At 47.4% G+C, this 18,651-nt stretch carries 13 protein-coding genes; 10 read left to right on the top strand and 3 right to left on the bottom strand.

Translation table 11 applies throughout. From position 1 onward, the window contains the following. Positions 1-2: 2 nt before the first annotated feature. The 3 genes from kdpA to BMX95_RS35680 all read right to left on the bottom strand — a co-directional run bounded on the left by kdpA (position 3) and on the right by BMX95_RS35680 (position 2,053). Positions 3-1,715 (bottom strand): potassium-transporting ATPase subunit KdpA, encoded by a 1,713-nt coding sequence (kdpA, locus tag BMX95_RS14730; protein ID WP_081203208.1) that lies wholly within the window; start codon positions 1,713-1,715, stop codon positions 3-5. 18 nt (positions 1,716-1,733) lie between these two features. Beyond that, the gene (gene kdpF, locus BMX95_RS35845) at positions 1,734-1,814 is read right to left on the bottom strand and encodes a K(+)-transporting ATPase subunit F (RefSeq protein WP_081203207.1); all 81 of its coding nucleotides are present in this window, start codon (positions 1,812-1,814) and stop codon (positions 1,734-1,736) included. Between the two features lie 116 nt (positions 1,815-1,930). Further along, positions 1,931-2,053, bottom strand: coding sequence for a hypothetical protein (locus tag BMX95_RS35680; RefSeq protein WP_262493616.1), 123 nt, complete (start codon positions 2,051-2,053; stop codon positions 1,931-1,933). A gap of 305 nt (positions 2,054-2,358) precedes the next feature. Between BMX95_RS35680 and BMX95_RS14715 the strand changes: the two genes are divergently transcribed. The 10 genes from BMX95_RS14715 to BMX95_RS14670 all read left to right on the top strand — a co-directional run bounded on the left by BMX95_RS14715 (position 2,359) and on the right by BMX95_RS14670 (position 18,525). Then, positions 2,359-2,631: a helix-turn-helix domain-containing protein gene (locus tag BMX95_RS14715; protein WP_242673219.1), complete on the top strand. Its 273-nt coding sequence runs from the start codon at positions 2,359-2,361 to the stop codon at positions 2,629-2,631. 432 nt (positions 2,632-3,063) lie between these two features. Next, entirely contained in the window at positions 3,064-4,353 is a 1,290-nt protein-coding gene (locus tag BMX95_RS14710; protein WP_165759053.1) for a TolC family protein, read from the top strand. Between the two features lie 6 nt (positions 4,354-4,359). Next, complete coding sequence (locus BMX95_RS14705) at positions 4,360-7,500, top strand: efflux RND transporter permease subunit (RefSeq protein WP_081203204.1); 3,141 nt, start codon at positions 4,360-4,362, stop codon at positions 7,498-7,500. A 16-nt stretch (positions 7,501-7,516) separates the two neighbouring features. Continuing rightward, positions 7,517-8,599 (top strand): efflux RND transporter periplasmic adaptor subunit, encoded by a 1,083-nt coding sequence (locus BMX95_RS14700; protein WP_165759052.1) that lies wholly within the window; start codon positions 7,517-7,519, stop codon positions 8,597-8,599. Between the two features lie 163 nt (positions 8,600-8,762). Then, positions 8,763-9,365 (top strand): RNA polymerase sigma-70 factor, encoded by a 603-nt coding sequence (locus BMX95_RS14695; RefSeq protein WP_081203202.1) that lies wholly within the window; start codon positions 8,763-8,765, stop codon positions 9,363-9,365. An 82-nt stretch (positions 9,366-9,447) separates the two neighbouring features. Next, a complete protein-coding gene (locus tag BMX95_RS14690) occupies positions 9,448-10,713 on the top strand; it encodes a FecR family protein (RefSeq protein ID WP_081203201.1) in 1,266 nt (421 codons plus the stop codon). A 387-nt stretch (positions 10,714-11,100) separates the two neighbouring features. Further along, positions 11,101-14,640 carry a SusC/RagA family TonB-linked outer membrane protein gene (locus BMX95_RS14685; RefSeq protein WP_081203200.1) on the top strand — a complete coding sequence of 1,180 codons (3,540 nt, stop codon included), beginning with the start codon at positions 11,101-11,103 and terminating at the stop codon, positions 14,638-14,640. 10 nt (positions 14,641-14,650) lie between these two features. Continuing rightward, positions 14,651-16,165, top strand: a complete 1,515-nt coding sequence (locus BMX95_RS14680) for a RagB/SusD family nutrient uptake outer membrane protein (RefSeq protein WP_081203199.1) — start codon at positions 14,651-14,653, stop codon at positions 16,163-16,165. An 11-nt stretch (positions 16,166-16,176) separates the two neighbouring features. Next, positions 16,177-17,004, top strand: a complete 828-nt coding sequence (locus tag BMX95_RS14675; RefSeq protein WP_242673218.1) for a DUF4843 domain-containing protein — start codon at positions 16,177-16,179, stop codon at positions 17,002-17,004. Positions 17,005-17,022: 18 nt separating this feature from the next. Continuing rightward, a complete protein-coding gene (locus BMX95_RS14670; protein ID WP_081203198.1) occupies positions 17,023-18,525 on the top strand; it encodes a PKD-like family lipoprotein in 1,503 nt (500 codons plus the stop codon). The last annotated feature ends 126 nt before the right edge of the window (positions 18,526-18,651 follow it).

Below are 18,651 nucleotides of genomic sequence, written 5' to 3'. Positions count from 1 at the left end.
GATTATTTTAGATTGAAGAATTCAGCTAAGGGGCCTAACGTCAGTGCAGGGAAAAAGGCCAGTGCCGCCACGATCATGATAACAGCATAAGTCATAATGCCAAACGTAGCCGTATCTGTTTTTAAGGTGCCCCCGGCTTCGGGTATATATTTCTTACTGGCCTGTAAACCCGCTATGGCAACCGGACCAATGATTGGCAGGTACCTCCCCAGGATCAGTACAAAACCGGTGCTTACATTCCAGAAGATGTTGTTGTCTGAAAGTCCTTCAAAGCCGGAGCCATTGTTGGCGGCTGAAGAAGTGTATTCGTACAACATTTCTGAAAAGCCATGACTGCCCGGGTTGTTTAACCAGGCGGATGGTTTAACCGCCCAGCCGGCATCGGGGAAGTGTACCAGTATGTAGGAAGAAAGGGCCGTGCCTGCGAGTATGATGAAGGGATGTAACAAGGCGATCAACGAGGCAATTTTCATTTCCCGCGCTTCTATCTTTCTTCCCATAAATTCTGGCGTTCTTCCTACCATTAACCCCGAGATAAATACGGCAATGATGAGGAACACAAAATAGTTGAGAATACCCACGCCTACACCGCCGTAAAAACAGTTGGTCATCATGCCCAGCAACATCATGGCGCCCGACATAGGCATAGCGCTGTCGTGCATGCTGTTGATTGAGCCGGTAGAAATGATGGTGGTCACCACCTGCCAGTAAGCCGAGGCGGTAACGCCCAAGCGCACTTCTTTTCCTTCCATGGCTGCGGCATCGGCGATATGCATATTTGCAATGGCGGGGTTGCCTGCTGTTTCGGAAATAATATTCGGGATCATAAAGGTGAGCATGCCAAGCGTCATCACCCCAAAAATGACATAAGCCAGTTTTCTGCGCTGAATAAAGAAACCCATGGCAAACACCAGGGCAATGGGTAATACCACCTGTGCAAACATTTCAAGCATGTTGGTGAAATAGTTGGGGTTCTCCAGCGGATGGCAACTGTTGGCGCCATACCAGCCGCCGCCATTGGTGCCCAGGTGTTTTATGGCAATCATGGCTGCTGCCGGACCTCTTGATACCTGAACGGAATCGCCCTGTACAGTTACCAGGCTGTCTTTACCTGCAAAGCTGTTAGGGGTGCCATTGAATGCCAGCAGGGTAGCAATAACAATAGCCAGTGGAATAAGTATACGGGTGAGCGTCTGAGTAAAGTATACGAAAAAGTTACCCAGCTTCTCCGTTGTTTTTCCTGCAAATGCCCTGAACAGCACTACTACTGCCGCAATACCTGTTGCTGCAGTTACAAATTGTAAAAAAGTGATCACTATCATCTGGCTGAGATAGGTAGCGCCGGTTTCACCCGAGTAGTGTTGCAGATTACAGTTTACCAGAAAGCTGATGTCGGTATTGAACGCAAGATCTGGTGTCATATTCGGGTTGCCATCCGGATTAAGTGGAAGGTTGCCCTGGAACAGCAAAACGAAAAGCGCGTACACAAACCAGATCATATTTATCGAAAGCAATGCAATGATGTGTTGCTTCCAGTTCATCTCTTTGTTTGGATCGATACCGCAAAACCGATAGATGAGCCGTTCAAAAGGAAGTAAAAAATCAGTAACGGTTCTCTCACCCTTAAAAACTTTGGCAATATATTTCCCCAGGGGGAACGCCAATATCAGGGTGATTAGGAATGTGGCAATAATGCCAATCATTTCAGTATTCATGTTCAGTAAGTTTAGCTATTAGAATTTTTCCGGTTTAATAAGCACGTACAGGAGATAAATGAATACCAGTACGGAAATAATGAATGTGATGAAGATCATACCGTCGTTGTTGGTTTTAAAGGGTTATACATTTTCAAAGAATTGGATCGATTTAAAAAAAATACCAAAGCATGCCAGGCCGGCCAGCAGGAATAGAATGATCATGTTGCTATATTTTATTTATGATGTAATACATTGTATTTTACGTACACGAGGTAAGCAATGGCCACTACCCATAGCCAGATGAATGCAATGGCGATGATGTCTTTTATTGTAAACTTTCGATTTTGCTGTTCCATAGAACCTGAATTGTGTGAACAGCATTTGACAAAGAGGATACCAGTAGTGGGGTGAATATTTGAAATAGCTGCTAAATGAATTGCAATCAGGTAGTTATAATAGGTTGGGTAGCCGAACATATTTTGCAGGAAGGGGTATGAAATCCTATCAAATTGATAGAGGTGTATCAGTATGATCCGTAATAATCAGTTATCTTCGATTCCATGAATCCTGCAGGTATAGATATAAAAGATAAAACCCAGCCAGCTGAGTCCTTTAAGATCTCTCCATTCCGGAAAGAGGTGCGGAAAACCAGGCGGGTACGGTGGTAAAGAATTCTGTGCAGTTTTATGCAGGGCAATTGAATACCACGCCCCAGAATCTGAATGCTGCCTGTCGTAAGGCCGTTGACCAGGCTTCGGCCGAAGTACTGGCCGAATTCATTACCAGTGAAGCAAAAAGGTTGCTGTTGTATACCAACAACACCGTTTCACAAATTGCAGGTACCCTTGATTTTATAGACGCTTCTCACTTCATAAAATACTTTAAACGCATAACAGGCCAAACGCCCCAGTCATTCAGGCTGGCATCCCAATAATACTACGCTATTTTCAGAGATACCATCCCTGGCGGTTAATTGGCAGTAACTTTAAAGGAGTTTGCTGCCACGTCCATACCTCATTAAACTCAAATGATAAGGAACCACAATTGTCACCCAAAAAACAGGGGGTAGCTATTCGCTATATAAACTTATGGTTAAATACCATACTATTTTCAAATATACCATGAAATTGGTGGACTAATTCCTAATATTTGCGGGAATGATTGCGGATGCAGGCTATTGCTGCCTGGTCCGCAATTGTTGTTTTATACAGGATTTATACAGGTTCCTGCCACAGTTTTGCATCCGACAACCAAAATATAATCGAGCATGTTTGCATCAGGCCAATCGAATCGTCGAGTTCATGCTATGCTGTCTTTTGTGGTTTTTTGTTTATTCGTTGTGTCCGGTAATGCGCAACCGGCAAAATTGTCCATTAAAGAAACGCTGGAGAAGGTAGCGCATAACCTGCCGCAACTGGAAGCGTACCGGCAGCAGGCAGCCGCTGTAAAAGAAAATATCTCATTGGCGAAAAACAGCCTGGTACCCGATCTTACCGCCGGCTACCAGGTGAACGTGGCCACTTTCAACAACATTACGGGCATGAGTTATCCCGGGTTTTTGCTACCCATCAGCGGGCCGCCTTCTGCCACCAATGAAATGAACTTTATTCCCGGTACTGCCCTGGGAGCCCTGGTAAAATGGAATCCGTTTACGTTTGGCCAGCGCAATGCGGCCATTGAAAAAGCGGCCGCCCAGTATAAACAGGCCAATGCCGCTTATAACGAACAGTTATTTCAATACCAATACGCTGCCGTTAATGTATACCTGGAAGCATTGTACCTGAAACAGGTGCTTCGGATCTCGGAAGCCGTTACAGGCCGGTACAAAGTAAGCCTGGAACAATCATTGGTGCTGGCAAAAAACGGCTTGAAACCAGGAATAGATACCGCGCAGTTCCAGTCGGTGATCGTTCAAACCGAGATCGATTACCTGCAAACGGAAAAAACATACCTGCAAAAACTCGAAGAACTTACCCGGTTAACCGGCTTGGAGGCACCGGCAGAAAACCTCGTTCTGACAGATTCCACCCTGAAACCATCCCTGAGCATTGCCGATTCGGCCGCCTTCAATAATCATCCGTATTTGTTGAACCTCGAAGCACAGAAGAAAACAACAGCCGCCGGTTTGCGGGAAATACAACACGCCTGGGTGCCCCAATTGGATCTTTGGGGAAACCTGTACGCCCGCGGTTCAGGTGTTGATGCCAGTGGTATAGTAAATAAAAGCGAAGGCTGGGGTTTATCCAGAACCAATGCCGGCATTGGTTTGCAAATAAGCTTTCCGGTTCTACAATTCAGCCAGTTCAATCTGAAGAAAAAACAATACCGGTTTCTGTTGCGATCCGATGAAGCCCGGTTGGCCCAGGCGCGGTTGGATATTTCCAAACAAATAGAAAGCGCCGGCCTGCAGTACCGGCAGGATGCGAAAATTGCGGCAAAAACGCCGGTTCAACTACAGATTGCCACCGATGTATACGAAGGGTTGAAGCTTAGTTACGAAGCCGGATTAATTGATTATACCCGGTTGTACCAGTCGCAATATGAATTAACAAAAGCGGAATTGAGCAACGCCACCGCGCAATTGCAATTATGGCGGTCGTTGTTGTCGATTGCCATTGCCAAAGGAAACCTGGCCCTATTTACTGACCAACTATAACAGCGTATGAAATTAATTATAGCCGCATTAAGGCATCCCATCACCATACTGGTAGCCGTGATCGGCATCGTGTTTTTCTCCTGGCTGGCGGTGCGTAATACAAAGGTTGATATTTTCCCAAAGCTGGGTTTGCCAACTGTATATGTGGCCCAGCCTTACGGCGGATTATCGCCGGAACAGATGGAAGGTTTTATTACCTCTTATTATGAATATCACTTTCTGTATATCACCGGCGTAAAATATGTTGATTCAAAATCTATCCAGGGAGCTGCCCTTATAAAGATCGAATTTAACGAAGGTACAGATATGAGCCAGGCCATGGCCGAGGTGGTGGGTTATGTGAATCGTTCGCGGGCTTTTATGCCGCCGGGCACGGTGCCGCCCTTTATTACCCGTTTCGATGCAGGCAGCGTGCCGGTTGGTCAACTGGTATTTAGCAGCGAAACCCGCTCGCTGGGTGAGATTGCCGACCTGGCTTTATTCAAGGTGCGCCCTATGTTCTCAACGCTGCCCGGGGTGTCGGCGCCACCGCCATTTGGTGGTAACCAGAAAACGGTGTTGATCACCGTTGATCCCGATAAGATCAGGAATTATCATGTAACACCCGACCAGGTGGTGCAGTCGTTGGTAAAAACAAATACGATCAGTCCGGCCGGTAATGTGCGCATAGGTGATAGTACGTATATAACTCCGCAGAACAGCGTAATAGAGAATTTGCAGGACCTGCAGAATATGCCCCTGCAACTGGGCAGCGGCCCTGCGGTGTATGTAAAAGATATTGGCAACGTGTCGCTGGGCAGTGATGTAACCACCAGTTATGCCCTGGTGAATGGGAAGCGTTCCGTATATATACCGGTTACCAAAAGGGCAGATGCCAGTACCTGGGAAGTGGTGCAGCGGGTAAAAGCAGCTTTGCCCGATATGCAGGCCGCCATTCCGGAGGATATCAAAGTGTCGTATGAATTTGATCAGTCGGGGTACGTGATCAATGCGCTTAAGAGTTTGTTGTTTGAAGGCGGTTTAGGAGCGTTGCTCACTGGTTTAATGGTGTTGTTGTTTTTGGGTGATAGAAGAGGCGCGCTGATTGTGGTATTGACCATTCCTTTGGCGTTGCTAGCCTCGGCCACGTTTTTGTACCTCACCGGTCAAACCATCAATATCATGACGCTGGGCGGACTTGCCTTATCGGTTGGTATATTGGTTGATGAAGCCACAGTGACCATCGAGAATATTCACCGGCACATGGAAATGGGTAAAAGCAAGGCAAGGGCCATTGCAGATGCTTCTAAAGAAATAGCCATTCCCAAATTGCTGATCCTGTTAAGCATCCTGGCCGTATTTGTTCCCGCCCTGTTTATGAATGGTGTGCCCCGCGCTTTGTTCCTGCCTTTATCACTGGCAGTAGGGTTTGCGATGATCGCCTCTTTTTTATTGTCGCAAACCTTTGTGCCGGTAATGGGGAACTGGCTTATGAAACATCATTTGAGTAATAAGGAGAAAACTTCCGGCCGCTTCAACCGGTTCAAAAATAAATATGCGCAATATGGCCGTCAGCTGCAGGGCAGGGGCGGGGTGCTGTCTGTTTTGTTTTTAGCAGTATCTGTGGCCGCAGTCATTTTGTTGTTCACTACTATCGGTACAGAATTATTTCCTGCCAGCGATACCGGGCAAACGCAGGTGCGTTTGCGGTTACCAGTGGGAACGCGCATGGAAAGAACGGAAGATGCTACCCGGCAATTATTAACGGAGGTGAATAAAATTGCCGGTCCGGAAAACGTGCTGATCACTTCTGCTTTTGTGGGTACCCAGCCTTCCAGTTTTCCGGTTAACTATATTCATTTGTGGACGGGCGGGCCCCATGAATCTGTTACCAGGATAAAACTAAAGCCCGGTGTTATTGGATTGAACAAATTCAAAGACCAGCTCAGGGCTGCGGTGGCAAAGGAAATACCTGCAGCAAAGATTTCATTTGAACCTGGTGATTTGTCGGAGCAGGTGCTTAACCTGGGTACAACAAATCCCATCGAGATAGCGGTGGTCAATAAAAACCTGGAAGAAGGCCGCAAGACAGCTAACTGGTTGTATGAGCAATTAGCTGCAGTGCCTTATCTGAAGGATGTACAGATTGCGACACCGCTTAATTATCCCGCTATTAAAATTGATGTAGACCGGGTGAAAGCGGCGCAGCTGAACCTGACAACCGACCAGATAACAAAGTCTACCACCGCCGCTACTTCATCCAGCCGTTTTACCTCACCGGCTTACTGGCTCGATAAAACAACCGGCACGGCTTACATCATCCAGGTGCAATACCCTGAATACCGGATGAACAATACCACGCAATTGGAAATGATCCCGGTAGCAGCTGATAACGGGAATCTGCACCTGTTAAACGAAGTGGCCAGCTGGAAACGCACTACCATACCCGGCGAGTACGACCGGTTGAACCAGCAACGCTATCTTACCATTACGGCCAATGTGCAGGGGCGCGACCTGGGCAGTGCTTTTAAGAAAGTGAATGAGCTGATCAAACAGGCACCGGTTCCCAAAGGCGCTAAAATAATAGCCCGTGGCCAGCCTGAACTATTGAACAATACATTGAGCAGTTTGCAGTTCGGTCTGCTGGTGGCAGTGGTGGTCATCTTTTTATTGATGACGGTGTATTTCCAGTCCTTTCGTACGGCTGTTACCATCTTATCGGTAGTGCCGGCAGTAGTGGCAGGTTCTTTATTATTCCTGCTGTTGACCGGCAAAACGCTGAACATACAATCATACATGGGTTGCATTATGGCCATTGGCGTTGCCATTGCCAATGCCGTATTATTTATTACCGCAGCAGAAGTGCAGCGAAAGGCCGGTGATCTTCGCACTGCCTATCTGGTGGCAGCGGAAAGCAGGCTGCGGCCCATTCTTATGACCAGCCTCGCTATGATTGCCGGCATGCTGCCCATGGCAATAGGATTGGGCGAGAGTGGAGACCAGATGGCGCCGCTTGGGATTGCCGTTATTGGCGGACTGGTGTTTTCAACCATCAGTGTCTTGTTCTTTTTACCACCGCTGTATCAGTATGCGGTTGGAAAAAAGAATTATGTATCTGCCTCCCTCGATCCGGATGATGTGAACAGCAAAAACTTTAATGAACAATAAAAGCAAGTACAGGCTTATGAAATATTTTATTGCAGCACTTGGAATAACGCTACTCGCCGGTTGTCACGACGATCCGGCAACGCCTGCTGCTGCCCCCGTTAATGCCCCCGATACCGTTCCCGTTTTTGTGATACACGATACCAATGTGACCAAGAATATTGAATTGCCTGCTGAATTGTTGCCGTATGAACAGGCTGCACTTTTTGCGCGGGTGCAGGGGTATGTAAAAGACCTGAAAGTGGATATGGGCGATAAAGTACGCCAGGGACAAACACTGGCCATTATTGAAGCACCGGAACTGCAAACGAAATACGCAGAGTTTCAGGCATCGTTACAGGCGGCAAAAGCGAAATACATGAGCAGTGCTGATGTATACCAGCGGTTGTCAAAAGCGGCACAGGCAAAAACACCGGGTATTGTAGCGCCTGTTGACCTGGAGCGGAGCCGCAATCAATACCTGGCAGACAGCGCCAGTTATGAAGCATCGCGCCAGTTGACGCGTTCTTATAAAGAAGTGGCAGGATACCTGGTGTTGACTGCGCCTTTCGATGGTGTGGTCACTGCCAGGAATGCGGACCGCGGAACACTGGTGGGTAATAACCAGGCGATCTTAACTGTACAACGGAATAATAAATTACGCTTGCGGGTAGCAGTCCCTGAATTGTATGTGGCTTCAGGTGCCGTTTCGAAAACCGCCAACTTCAGGGTAGATGCTTTTCCCAATAAATTATTTCAGGCAGCCCTGAGCCGCAAAAGCGAAAGCATAGACCCGCAAACCAGAACGGAGTTGTGGGAGTATGTTTTTGACAATAGCAACCGCGAATTGAAAACCGGTTCATTTGCCTATGTAAAACTGGGCTTGCAACGCACCGGCAATTCTTTTATCCTTCCGCCCACGGCGGTTGTTACCAACCAGGAGCGCAAATTTGTGATCAGGGTAAAAGAAGGCAAAGCAACCTGGGTGGATGTACGTTCGGGCATGTCGACCGACAAAGGTCAGGAGGTGTTTGGAGATTTGAACAATGGCGATACATTGGTGGTACGCGCAACCGATGAAAGAAAACCAGGGAGTACTGCCTGGTGGAAAGTGGGTCATTGATTTATCGAAAACCGCATAGCAACCGGGCTGCCAGCACATTTGGCGCCCGGTTTTTGTTTTTAAGCAGGCCGCTCCCTCCATAAAATTCAATATTTTTGTTGCTATACTTAAGTACAGTGTTTATACTTAAGTCTGGCCCCCATGAGAAAAACGGAGTATATAGTTGGATAGTAGCGCCTTACATAATGATAGAGAAATTTTTCAACGCATAGCCCGCGGCGATGCGCAGGCATTTGCCGAGTTTTACGACGCTTATGCCGTTAAACTCGCCCTGTACGTGTCGCGATTTTTGGGGTCGGAACTATGGGCGGAAGAAATTGTACAGGATACATTTCTTAAACTATGGTCCATTCGCGAAACGCTTACCACCGTGGAAACCCCGGCAGCCTTTGTTTACCGCATGATCGCCAACCGCGCCAAAGACCACCTCAAACACCAGGAGCATGAAGTAAAACTGCAACAACACCTCGTGCGCCATTTACAACAGGCGCACAGCAATACCACCCAGGACCTGCTGGATTATCAAATTGGTGAAAAACTCTACCGCCAGGCCGTTCAGCAATTGCCGGCGCAACGCGCATTAATATATAAGATGCGCCACGAGCAGGGGATGAGTTATGATGAAATAGCGCAGGAACTCGAACTCTCGCGCCACACCGTTCGCAATCTGCTAAACCTGGCGCTAAAAGACATCCGCAAGTATTTATTACAGCACGGCGATATCACTGGTGCTGTGGCACTTATCTTCTTTTTAAAAAATTCTTAAATAATTATTAAATCATTTGGTACTTCCTTATCCATCGATCGTCATTATAAACGGGTGGTTGTAGGGACAATCATTTTTAATTATGGCAACAGATAGTCAGCATATTATTTATTTATTGGGAAAGTATTCCAGTGGACAGGCAACTTCCAGTGAGGTTGATCAGTTGCTTACGCTGTTGCGCACCGAAAACCACGATGAAACAGTTGTTTCATTTATTGAAGATCAATTAGGGACGTTTGAACCTGATAATACAGAAGATATTGCTTTTTGGAAAAACCGGTTGAAAGGAGGGGCTCAACAGATCACCGGTGTCGTTGCTGATGCAAACGATTCGGTAGTTGTAGATATTCCAGGGTATGCCCGGCCAGTCCATCGCGTACACTTTTTACGCAAATGGGGTTGGGCAGCCGCATCCATTATCCTTGCGTTGGGCCTTGGCGTTTACCTCCTTGCGACAAAAACGAACAAAACGCTGCCACCTGCCAATGTTGTACAGGCTGCCGAAATAGCACCCGGGAAAAACGGCGCCGTGTTAACGCTTGCCGATGGATCGCGTGTGGTATTAGACAGCCTGGGCAACGGAGTGGTTGCCACGCAAAACGGCGCCCAGGTAGTATTGAAAGGGGGAGCACTGGCTTATGATGCAAGCAATACGGCCAGCGGTGAAGTGACGTATAATACCATGAGCACCCCCAAAGGACGCCAGTTTCAGGTAACATTGCCCGATGGCACCAAAGTATGGTTGAACGCCGCCAGTTCATTACGTTACCCCACGGCATTCACCGGTGAAGCCAGAAAAGTGACCGTAACAGGCGAAGCCTATTTTGAAGTGGCGCACAATAGACAAAAGCCATTTATAGTAACCATCCCTCCCCAGCCGGGCGGGCTGGGAGGGGCCGAAGTGACCGTACTGGGTACGCACTTTAATATAAATGCCTACGAGAATGAGAATGCCATTCATACTACCTTATTGCAGGGAAGTGTAAGAGTGGCAAAGGGCAGAAGGCAAAGGGCAGAAGGCAAAGAGGAATCCGTCGTATTAAAACCAGGCCAACAAACGATCTTATCCCAAACATCCCAGCTTTCCCAACCCATCCCTGTTCAGACAGCGGAGGTAATAGCGTGGAAAAACGGCCTCTTCAATTTTGAAGGTGCTTCGCTGGGTGAGATCATGCGACAGCTGGAACGCTGGTACGATATAGAAGTAAGTTATCAGAAAGGCATACCGGACGTTGAGTTTGAAGGTAAGATGACACGAGACGTTCCATTAGGCGATCTATTGACCATGTTAGAACGATCAGATATACATTTTAAAGTGGAAGGCAGAAAACTCATAGTGCTGCCCTGAAGTTAAACCAGACCAAGACCACCCCTTATCCTCGTTATACCTAACCTCCTTATCATTATTGAACGATGCTGTAATGGCCCGTAGAACACTACGCTGGGCCAAACGGGATTGTATTGCTCCGAATAAAACAGGCAACGTGCAAACAGGGCCTGTCAAAATAAATGGATAGCGCCATGAAAAAACAAACCGGAAGTGTTCGCTGCACCTCCGGTGTTATCCGCCGAAGCCTTGGCGAAGGCGGATGTTGCCCACCGTATCCGCCAGCTGGCGGAGAAGGTGGGTGTCACCCGCCGAATCCGCCAGTTGGCAGAGTAAGCGGGCAAGTTTCAGGTTGCATCCAATGTGTAGTTATCATCATTATTTAACAACCAAAACTGTTCACAATTTATGCAAAAAACTGCTGATTGTGGCCGGTCCTTTCCGCTTGCAACCGCCTGTAAGGGGGCATTAGCCGCCTTACGGACTGGCAGGCAGGAAAGACGCCACAACCTCGCCCAAATTATGCTGGTTATGAGATTGACCGTTTTATTATTAACTGCTGCTTTGGTACAGGTACATGCAACCGGATTGGCCCAAAGCGTTACACTCACCGGTAAGGCCCAAAAACTGAAACAGGTATTTACAGCCATTGAAAAGCAAACGGGCTATGTTGTTTTTAGCAAGAAAGGTACGCTCGACGATTCAAAGCGCGTAACTTACGATGTACAGAATATGCCCTTGCGCGATTTTCTGAACACCGTGCTGAAAGATCAGGAGCTGTCGTTCAACATTTCAGGTAAAACCATAATGGTATACCGCACATTAAGGTTTGTATCAATAACACCTGTTGTGCGGAATGAACCGGTGGCAGTTCAAGAACCAAAGCCACGCCCGCTTGAAGGATGGATCACCGATACGGCAGGCAGACCCATGCATGGTGCCACGGTATCTATAAAGGGAAGGCAGGGTGTTGCTACTACTGATGCCAGTGGGCACTTCCTGGTTAATGTAGAAACAGGAGATGTGATTACTGTGAGTTATGTAGGATATGGCAGCGTTTCAGCCAGAATTACAAAAGAAACAGTATCTGTACGGCTTATGATGGCGCCTTCAGCCGCCGTGCAGGAAAATATTGTGATCACCGGGATCTTCAACAAACCCAAAGAAAGTTATACCGGCGCTACCCGCGTTATTACTGAAAAAGAGATCAAAGAATTCCAGGGCCGTAACATCTTTGTTACCCTGGGTAACATCGATCCGTCTTTTAATGTAGTTGCCAATAACAACATCGGTTCAAACCCCAACACGGTGCCTGAGATACAATTACGTGGTACCCGCAACCTGCCAAACATCGATCAGTTTCAGGCCGGTTCAACAACCGGTTCACTGGCCCTGCGCGATCAGCAGTTCCAGTACCAGTCGGCTTCATTGAATGCCCCGCTGATCATTATGGATGGTTTCCCCATCACGCTGCAGCGGATGATGGACATCAATACCAACGAGATCCAGAATATTACCCTGCTTAAAGACGGTTCTGCTACGGCGTTATATGGCTCCCGCGGTGCCAACGGTGTTGTGGTGATCACTACCAAACAGCCCGCGGCCGGTAAACTCAGGGCTACCTATAGGGGCGGCGTGAATGTGAGCCTGCCCGATGTAAGCAGCTATCACCTGTTGAATGCCCGCGATAAACTGGCATTGGAAAAAGCATCTGGATACTATTCGAACAAAACAAAATCACCGGCAGATAACCTGTTACTTGAAAAATATTACAATGATATCCTGGGCCTGGTAGACGCCGGGTTGAATACCGACTGGCTCCGCCAGCCTTTACATACACAAACCGACCAGAACCATAGTCTTCGCCTCGAAGGCGGCGATGCCTCTTTCCGCTATGCACTGGAAGGACAATACAACCGCATCAACGGGGTAATGAAAGGCAGCAAACGCGAAACAGTGAACGGTACAGCTACCATTTCCTATCGCCTGAATAAATTGAACTTCTCCAACAGCCTGCGCATCGGTAGCAACAAAAGCAACGAAAGCCCTTACGGTTCCTTTTCTTCCTATGCCAAACTGAACCCGTATTGGAGCCCGTACGATGACAAGGGGAATGTGGTGCAGTCCTTCAAACCCTATCTCTATGCCTATTGGAGTCAGTCGAATAAAGGCAGCCAGCCGTACGCCAACCCTATGTACGATGCCACGCTGAATACATTCAACAAAACGGCTTATACCAACATTGTCGACAACTTCCAGGTAGATTACCGGCTGGTAAACCACCTGACCGTTAATGCCGGTCTTAGTATCAATAGCACGCAGGGTTCAGGCGATGATTTTAAACCAGCTTCGCACTCTGCTTTCGCCCAGTATCCTGTTACGGATGTTTTCCGTAAAGGATCCTACAATTACAGCACCAACAAATCCTTTACATTAAATGGCCGGGCACAGGCTATTTATAATAACCTGTTTGCAGGGGTTCATGGCTTAACGATTGGGGTAAGTGCGGAAATGAATGAAGCTAAATCAACCTCCTATAATATTGCAGCAGAAGGCTTCCCCGATGAAACGGTTGACTTCCTGGGCCGGGCGCTTCAATACCAGCAGGGCGCTGCGCCCACTGGTTCTGAATCCACTACCCGCAGTATTGGTCTGGTAAGTACAGCCAACTATGTTTACGACGATCGTTATTTTGTTGATCTTACTTACCGGGAAGACGGTTCCTCACAATTTGGTACCGACAAACGTTATGCGCCTTTTTATGCCATCGGCGGTGGTTGGAACCTGCATAAGGAAAGATTTTTAAGAGACCTTACCTATATTGACCGGTTGAAACTGCGTGGTTCTTTTGGCGTTACCGGTAACCAGGCGTTTGGCACCTATCAACCCCTGGCTACTTATTCCTACATCGTTAACGACCGGTACAAGAACTGGGTGGGTGCTACGCAAACAACCCTGGGCAATCCCAACCTGCAATGGCAGCAAACAGATAAAGTAGACCTTGGGTTGGAAACACAGTTATTAAATGATCGCATTTTCATCCAGGCCGATTATTATACAGAGAAAACATCGAATCTGTTGTCTTCACTGGAATTGCCCTACAGTAATGGCTTTACCAACTATACAGAGAACATTGGTGAGCTGCAGCAAAAAGGATGGGAATTAACAGCCCGTGTTACCATTTTGAAAAATAACTGTAACTGTAATAAAGGGATCATGTGGTCGGTTACAGGTAATATAGCGCACAACGAAGACAAGATCGTAAAACTGTCGCAGGCGTTGAAAGCAGCCAATGATAAACTGGCATTGCAATACGACTATACTGTTAATACACCGAACAAGATCATTCGGGAAGGGGCATCGCAAAACGCCATCTATGCAGTGCCTTCCCTGGGTATTGACCCCAGCACCGGTAAAGAATTATTCCTGAACCGCTTTGGCGAGGTGACCTATACCTGGAATGCAGCCGACCGGGTAAACGTTGGTTTATCACAACCGAAGTACCGTGGTAATTTCAGTACTATGTTCCGGTATAGCGGTTTTACTTTCAATGCCTCCTTTGGGTATCGTTTTGGCGGCCAGTTGTATAACCAAACGCTGATCGATAAAATAGAAGAGGCCGACAAATGGTTGAATGTGGATGAACGCGTGTTTACAGACCGCTGGCAAAAACCTGGCGATCATGCCGCGTTCCGCGGATTGAATGAAACGGCACCGGTAAACCCGTCATCACGTTTTGTACAGAACGAGTCAACCTTTACCTGTCAGAATGTGAACCTGAGCTACGACGTTACCAACCGTGCTTTGTTAAAACGGATAGGTATGCAGGCCCTGCAAGTATCGGCTAACACCGGAGAGCTGTTTTATATCTCAACAGTACGCCAGGAACGTGGGCTCGATTATCCATTCACCCGTCAGGTAAGCTTTAACCTCTACGCAACTTTTTAATTGAATGCACATGAACAAGATCACAATCACACTATTAATATCCGGCGCGTTGGTTTTTACCGGTTGCAAAAAATGGCTCGATGTAAAACCGGAAGGCCAAAGCACCAAAGACGATCAATTCAGTACCCAAAAGGGATTCCGGGATGCGCTTACCGGCGCCTATATAGATCTGAAAAGCAGCGATTCATATGGTGGCGCCATGGAGTGGGGTACCATTGAATTTATGGCAAAGAACTGGGATGTAATTTCTCCCAATTTTACCACGCTCACCGCCCTGGTCAATGCCAATTACCGGGATGTAGGTGCCAGGGCAGCGCTCGATGCCATCTACGCCAAAGAATATAAAATAATAGCCGATGCGAACAGCATCCTGGAGAAGATAGATGCACAAAAAAATATTTTCCTCGATGATAACTACTCCCTGATCAAAGGCGAGGCACTGGCCCTGCGGGCATTTGCCCATTTTGATGTGCTGCGCCTGTTTGGTCCCATGCCCGATAAACCGGTAGCAGATCCTATTCTGCCTTATGTGAAGGCGGTATCGAAAGACATTGTTCCTTTATTGAGTTACGATGATTTTACCAAACAGATCCTGGCCGACCTCGATCAGGCAGATACGTTATTGAAAGGCGTAGATCCTATAACGAAGTATAATTTACCCGAGTTGAATCCGGATCCATTAAATGGTAGTATTGTTCCGGTGGTATCCGATGACTATTATTTGTACCGCCAGGTAAGGATGAACTATTATGGGGTGCTGGCGCTGAAAGCCCGGGTGTACAACTGGCTGAAACCACGGAGTGATGTGAATCGTTTAAACGCCATCAAATATGCGCAAATGGTGATCGATGCCAAAAATCACGCCGGTCTGTCAACATTCAGACTGGGTGAATTGAAAGACCAGCAGGGCGGTGACTATTCCTTCACCAGTGAACATATTGTTGCCGTGAATTACTATAACCTGAATACTACCGTAGATGCGAATTTTGGCGAAAAAGGATCGCTGGCAAAGAACGACTTTAGCTTTCCGGGTACTGATTTTTACTACCTCAGCAACCTGTTTCCACCAGCAGAAAGAGCAACAGACGCCCGGTGGGTAGGTCAGTGGTCGTATAAATCAGATCCCAACCAGAGCAGTTATGCCAAGTACAAAAAGTTTTATCAGAATACGCAGATCCAGTATCCCAACAACCAGGTTGCATTGCTGCGCCTGAGCGAGATGTACCTCATACTAACAGAGTGTGCTACGTCAAAAGCAGAAGCGGAAAACGTCTATCGCATTTATTGTAATACAAAAGGGATCCCCTTTACCAGCGGTTTCAGTGCGTCCGGTTGGGAAGCAGACCGCAGGAACAAAATGATCAGGGAATATGTACGCGAATTTTATGCAGAAGGACAAACCTTCTTCACCTACAAACGGTACAATGTAACCACTTTACCAGCAGGCTGGGCAAACTTTAGCGGTACAGCAGCCAGGTATGTGGTGCCTAAACCCGACCGGGAATTTAATTATCATAACAACTAGTGATCATTGATATGAAAAAATATAGTTTCATAATAATCATACTACTGGCCGTTACCATAGGTTGTAAAAAAGAGGGTTACCTGATGTACAACGATGGCCATCGCATACAAATGTCCGATACCACTACCCAAAGCTTCAGCTTCTTTTATGAGGCGGCAGCGGTTACCCGGGATACCATTTATATTAAACTGAATACCATAGGCGGAATTACAGATTATAACAGATCGGTTACTGTTGAACAAATACCGGAATTCGATTATACTTATAAATATGATTCGGTTACCAGTAAGGTGATCGACTCCACCGCATATCCTAAATCGAACCCCGCCATTGCCGGTAAACACTATGTGTCCTTTACCGATCCGGGTGCACTGGCCATCATGTATGTACAGGCCGACAGCGCCATCGGCAGCCTGCCGATCATCCTGCTCAGGGATGCCAGCCTGAAAGACAGCTCCTGCCGCTTACGCATTCGGATAACTGCCAACGATGAGTTTATGCTGGGAGAAAAGAATGCCATGGAAAAGACCATTATATTCAGCGACAGGCTGGAGCGGTTTGAATCATGGAAGTTTGACAACTTTACTTCTCCTGCTTATGGAACGCTTGGTAAATACAGCACCGGTAAACACCAGTTTATGATCGATGTGCTGAAAGTGCGGATAGATGAAGCCTGGTGGCAGGCTATTTTTACAGCCCAGGCAATCACGCACTACAAGAACTACCTGCGGGATGCATTGCAGGCATTCAATGCCGACCCGGCCAACATCGCTTCGGGCAAAGCGCCGGTACGGGAATCAAACAATCCTGCCAGTACACCCATCAGCTTTCCTAATTAATCAACAAGCAAAACAACAATGAAGAAATTATATATACTGATAGCGCTGTTTGGTTTGCTGGCGGCTGCCTGTAATAAAGACGACAGCACCAGTGCCGGGCCGGTAGTAACCCTGAAAGTAACCGGGTTGAAGGATACTTTTAATTTGTATACCCACCAGGACTTTTTAAAAGCTACGCCTGCCGTAGAAAGTGAAAGCAGTTACGATTTTTACTGGACGCTCTTTTCAACCAACTTTAACGCGATAAATGGCCTGGGGTTGATAAAGCCCGATACCATTGCCCGCACAAAAGACCTGAACTATGAAGTGTTGAATGATCCCGGAGCCTATATCCTTGTGTTCAATGCCAGAGATAAGAACACCGGCATAGTACGGCAGGTAAACATGGTGGTAAATATAACCACCCTTACCATGAACGGCTGGTACCTGGTAAAAGACAACGGGGGAAAAACCGATATGGATTTCATTTACCCGGCCGGTCGCATCGACAACTGGATCTCTTTCTTCAATGGCGGCAACGGCCTGGATGGCAATTTGATGTCAGTGGCATTTGTGCCACAGTTTAAAACGGTGCTCACCACCCAAAACACCTATTCAGCATTGATGGTAGTGTCGCAAAACGATGCGGCTATTTACCGGGTCGACAATGGGGCCAGGGTGATGAGCTATGATAGTATGTTCTTTTCAAAACCGGCTGTACGCAAACCGCAAGCCGTGTTTCAACCCGTTGCCTCCACCCTCCTTGGCTTCATAAACGATGGGAAGGCTTATAGCATGACCAAAGGCACTTTGTTTGGTAATTATCCTCTCACCTATAACAGCATCTCCTATAACAACCTGTCGCCCGTGGTGGCTGATGCAGCCATGGATATTGGCTGGGACCCTACCCGCAAAAGTCTTTTCCTGTATAACGGGCAAACTCCCAAGGAACTGGTAGTGAACGATAGCAATGGTGTGAAAAAATTGCAGAACGTAAAAGGCAACCTGCAATGGATGACCGGTTATGCCGGCAGTCGCAGCGTGGCCCTGGTGCTATTCCGTAATCCGCAGGACAGCGGTTACCTGTACAAGTTGAATGCATCGTTTGGTCCGCTGTTCTATGGCTCTCCCGGTTATATAGTGATGAATTCAGATACGCTGAAACCACAACACGGTCTGATGAATGCCAGCGTTATTGGTGGCAATTACGATGTTGACCTCATCTATTATGCCTACAATGGCAAGATCTATATGACGGATGTGGCTACTGCTACGGAAACTCCCTTGTTCGATATACCAGCTGGTGAAACGGTGACCGCTATCCAGCATATCAGGTTTCCTGAGCCAGTTGGTACACCGCCTCCGGCGGCGTCCCTGAATGTAATAGCCATTGCTACTTACAATGCAGGGCATTATAAGATATACCAGCACCCTATCAGTGGTACAGGTACTATTGCCCCCGTGGCAGCATCGTTTAGTGGTGATGGCCGCGTTACCAAAATGATCTATATGGAAAAAGGCAACGGTACACGTATCTATTAAAACAGAGCTGACCTGTAAGGTGCGCCATCGGGTCTTGAACTTACAGAAAGATGATGCGCTCCTGACAGGTCCAATGTACACTAAGTCTGACCTGTCAGGACCGCATAAACCGGTTGATATTTCAAA

The organism is Niastella yeongjuensis, from assembly GCF_900110245.1.
GTDB lineage: Bacteria > Bacteroidota > Bacteroidia > Chitinophagales > Chitinophagaceae > Niastella > Niastella yeongjuensis.
The sequence above is the reverse complement of the archived record's forward strand: the minus strand, read 5'-3'. Positions and strand labels throughout refer to the sequence as shown.

Excerpts from the sequence above, each read along its gene's own strand:
- BMX95_RS14670 (WP_081203198.1), top strand. The coding sequence starts at position 17,023 with ATGAAGAAATTATATATACTGATAGCGCTGTTTGGTTTGCTGGCGGCT.
- BMX95_RS14705 (WP_081203204.1), top strand. The coding sequence starts at position 4,360 with ATGAAATTAATTATAGCCGCATTAAGGCATCCCATCACCATACTGGTA.
- kdpA (WP_081203208.1), bottom strand. The coding sequence starts at position 1,715 with ATGAATACTGAAATGATTGGCATTATTGCCACATTCCTAATCACCCTG.
- BMX95_RS14675 (WP_242673218.1), top strand. The coding sequence starts at position 16,177 with ATGAAAAAATATAGTTTCATAATAATCATACTACTGGCCGTTACCATA.
- BMX95_RS14700 (WP_165759052.1), top strand. The coding sequence starts at position 7,517 with ATGAAATATTTTATTGCAGCACTTGGAATAACGCTACTCGCCGGTTGT.
- BMX95_RS35680 (WP_262493616.1), bottom strand. The coding sequence starts at position 2,053 with ATGGAACAGCAAAATCGAAAGTTTACAATAAAAGACATCATCGCCATT.
- BMX95_RS14690 (WP_081203201.1), top strand. The coding sequence starts at position 9,448 with ATGGCAACAGATAGTCAGCATATTATTTATTTATTGGGAAAGTATTCC.
- BMX95_RS14680 (WP_081203199.1), top strand. The coding sequence starts at position 14,651 with ATGAACAAGATCACAATCACACTATTAATATCCGGCGCGTTGGTTTTT.
- kdpF (WP_081203207.1), bottom strand. The coding sequence starts at position 1,814 with ATGATCTTCATCACATTCATTATTTCCGTACTGGTATTCATTTATCTC.
- BMX95_RS14685 (WP_081203200.1), top strand. The coding sequence starts at position 11,101 with ATGCAAAAAACTGCTGATTGTGGCCGGTCCTTTCCGCTTGCAACCGCC.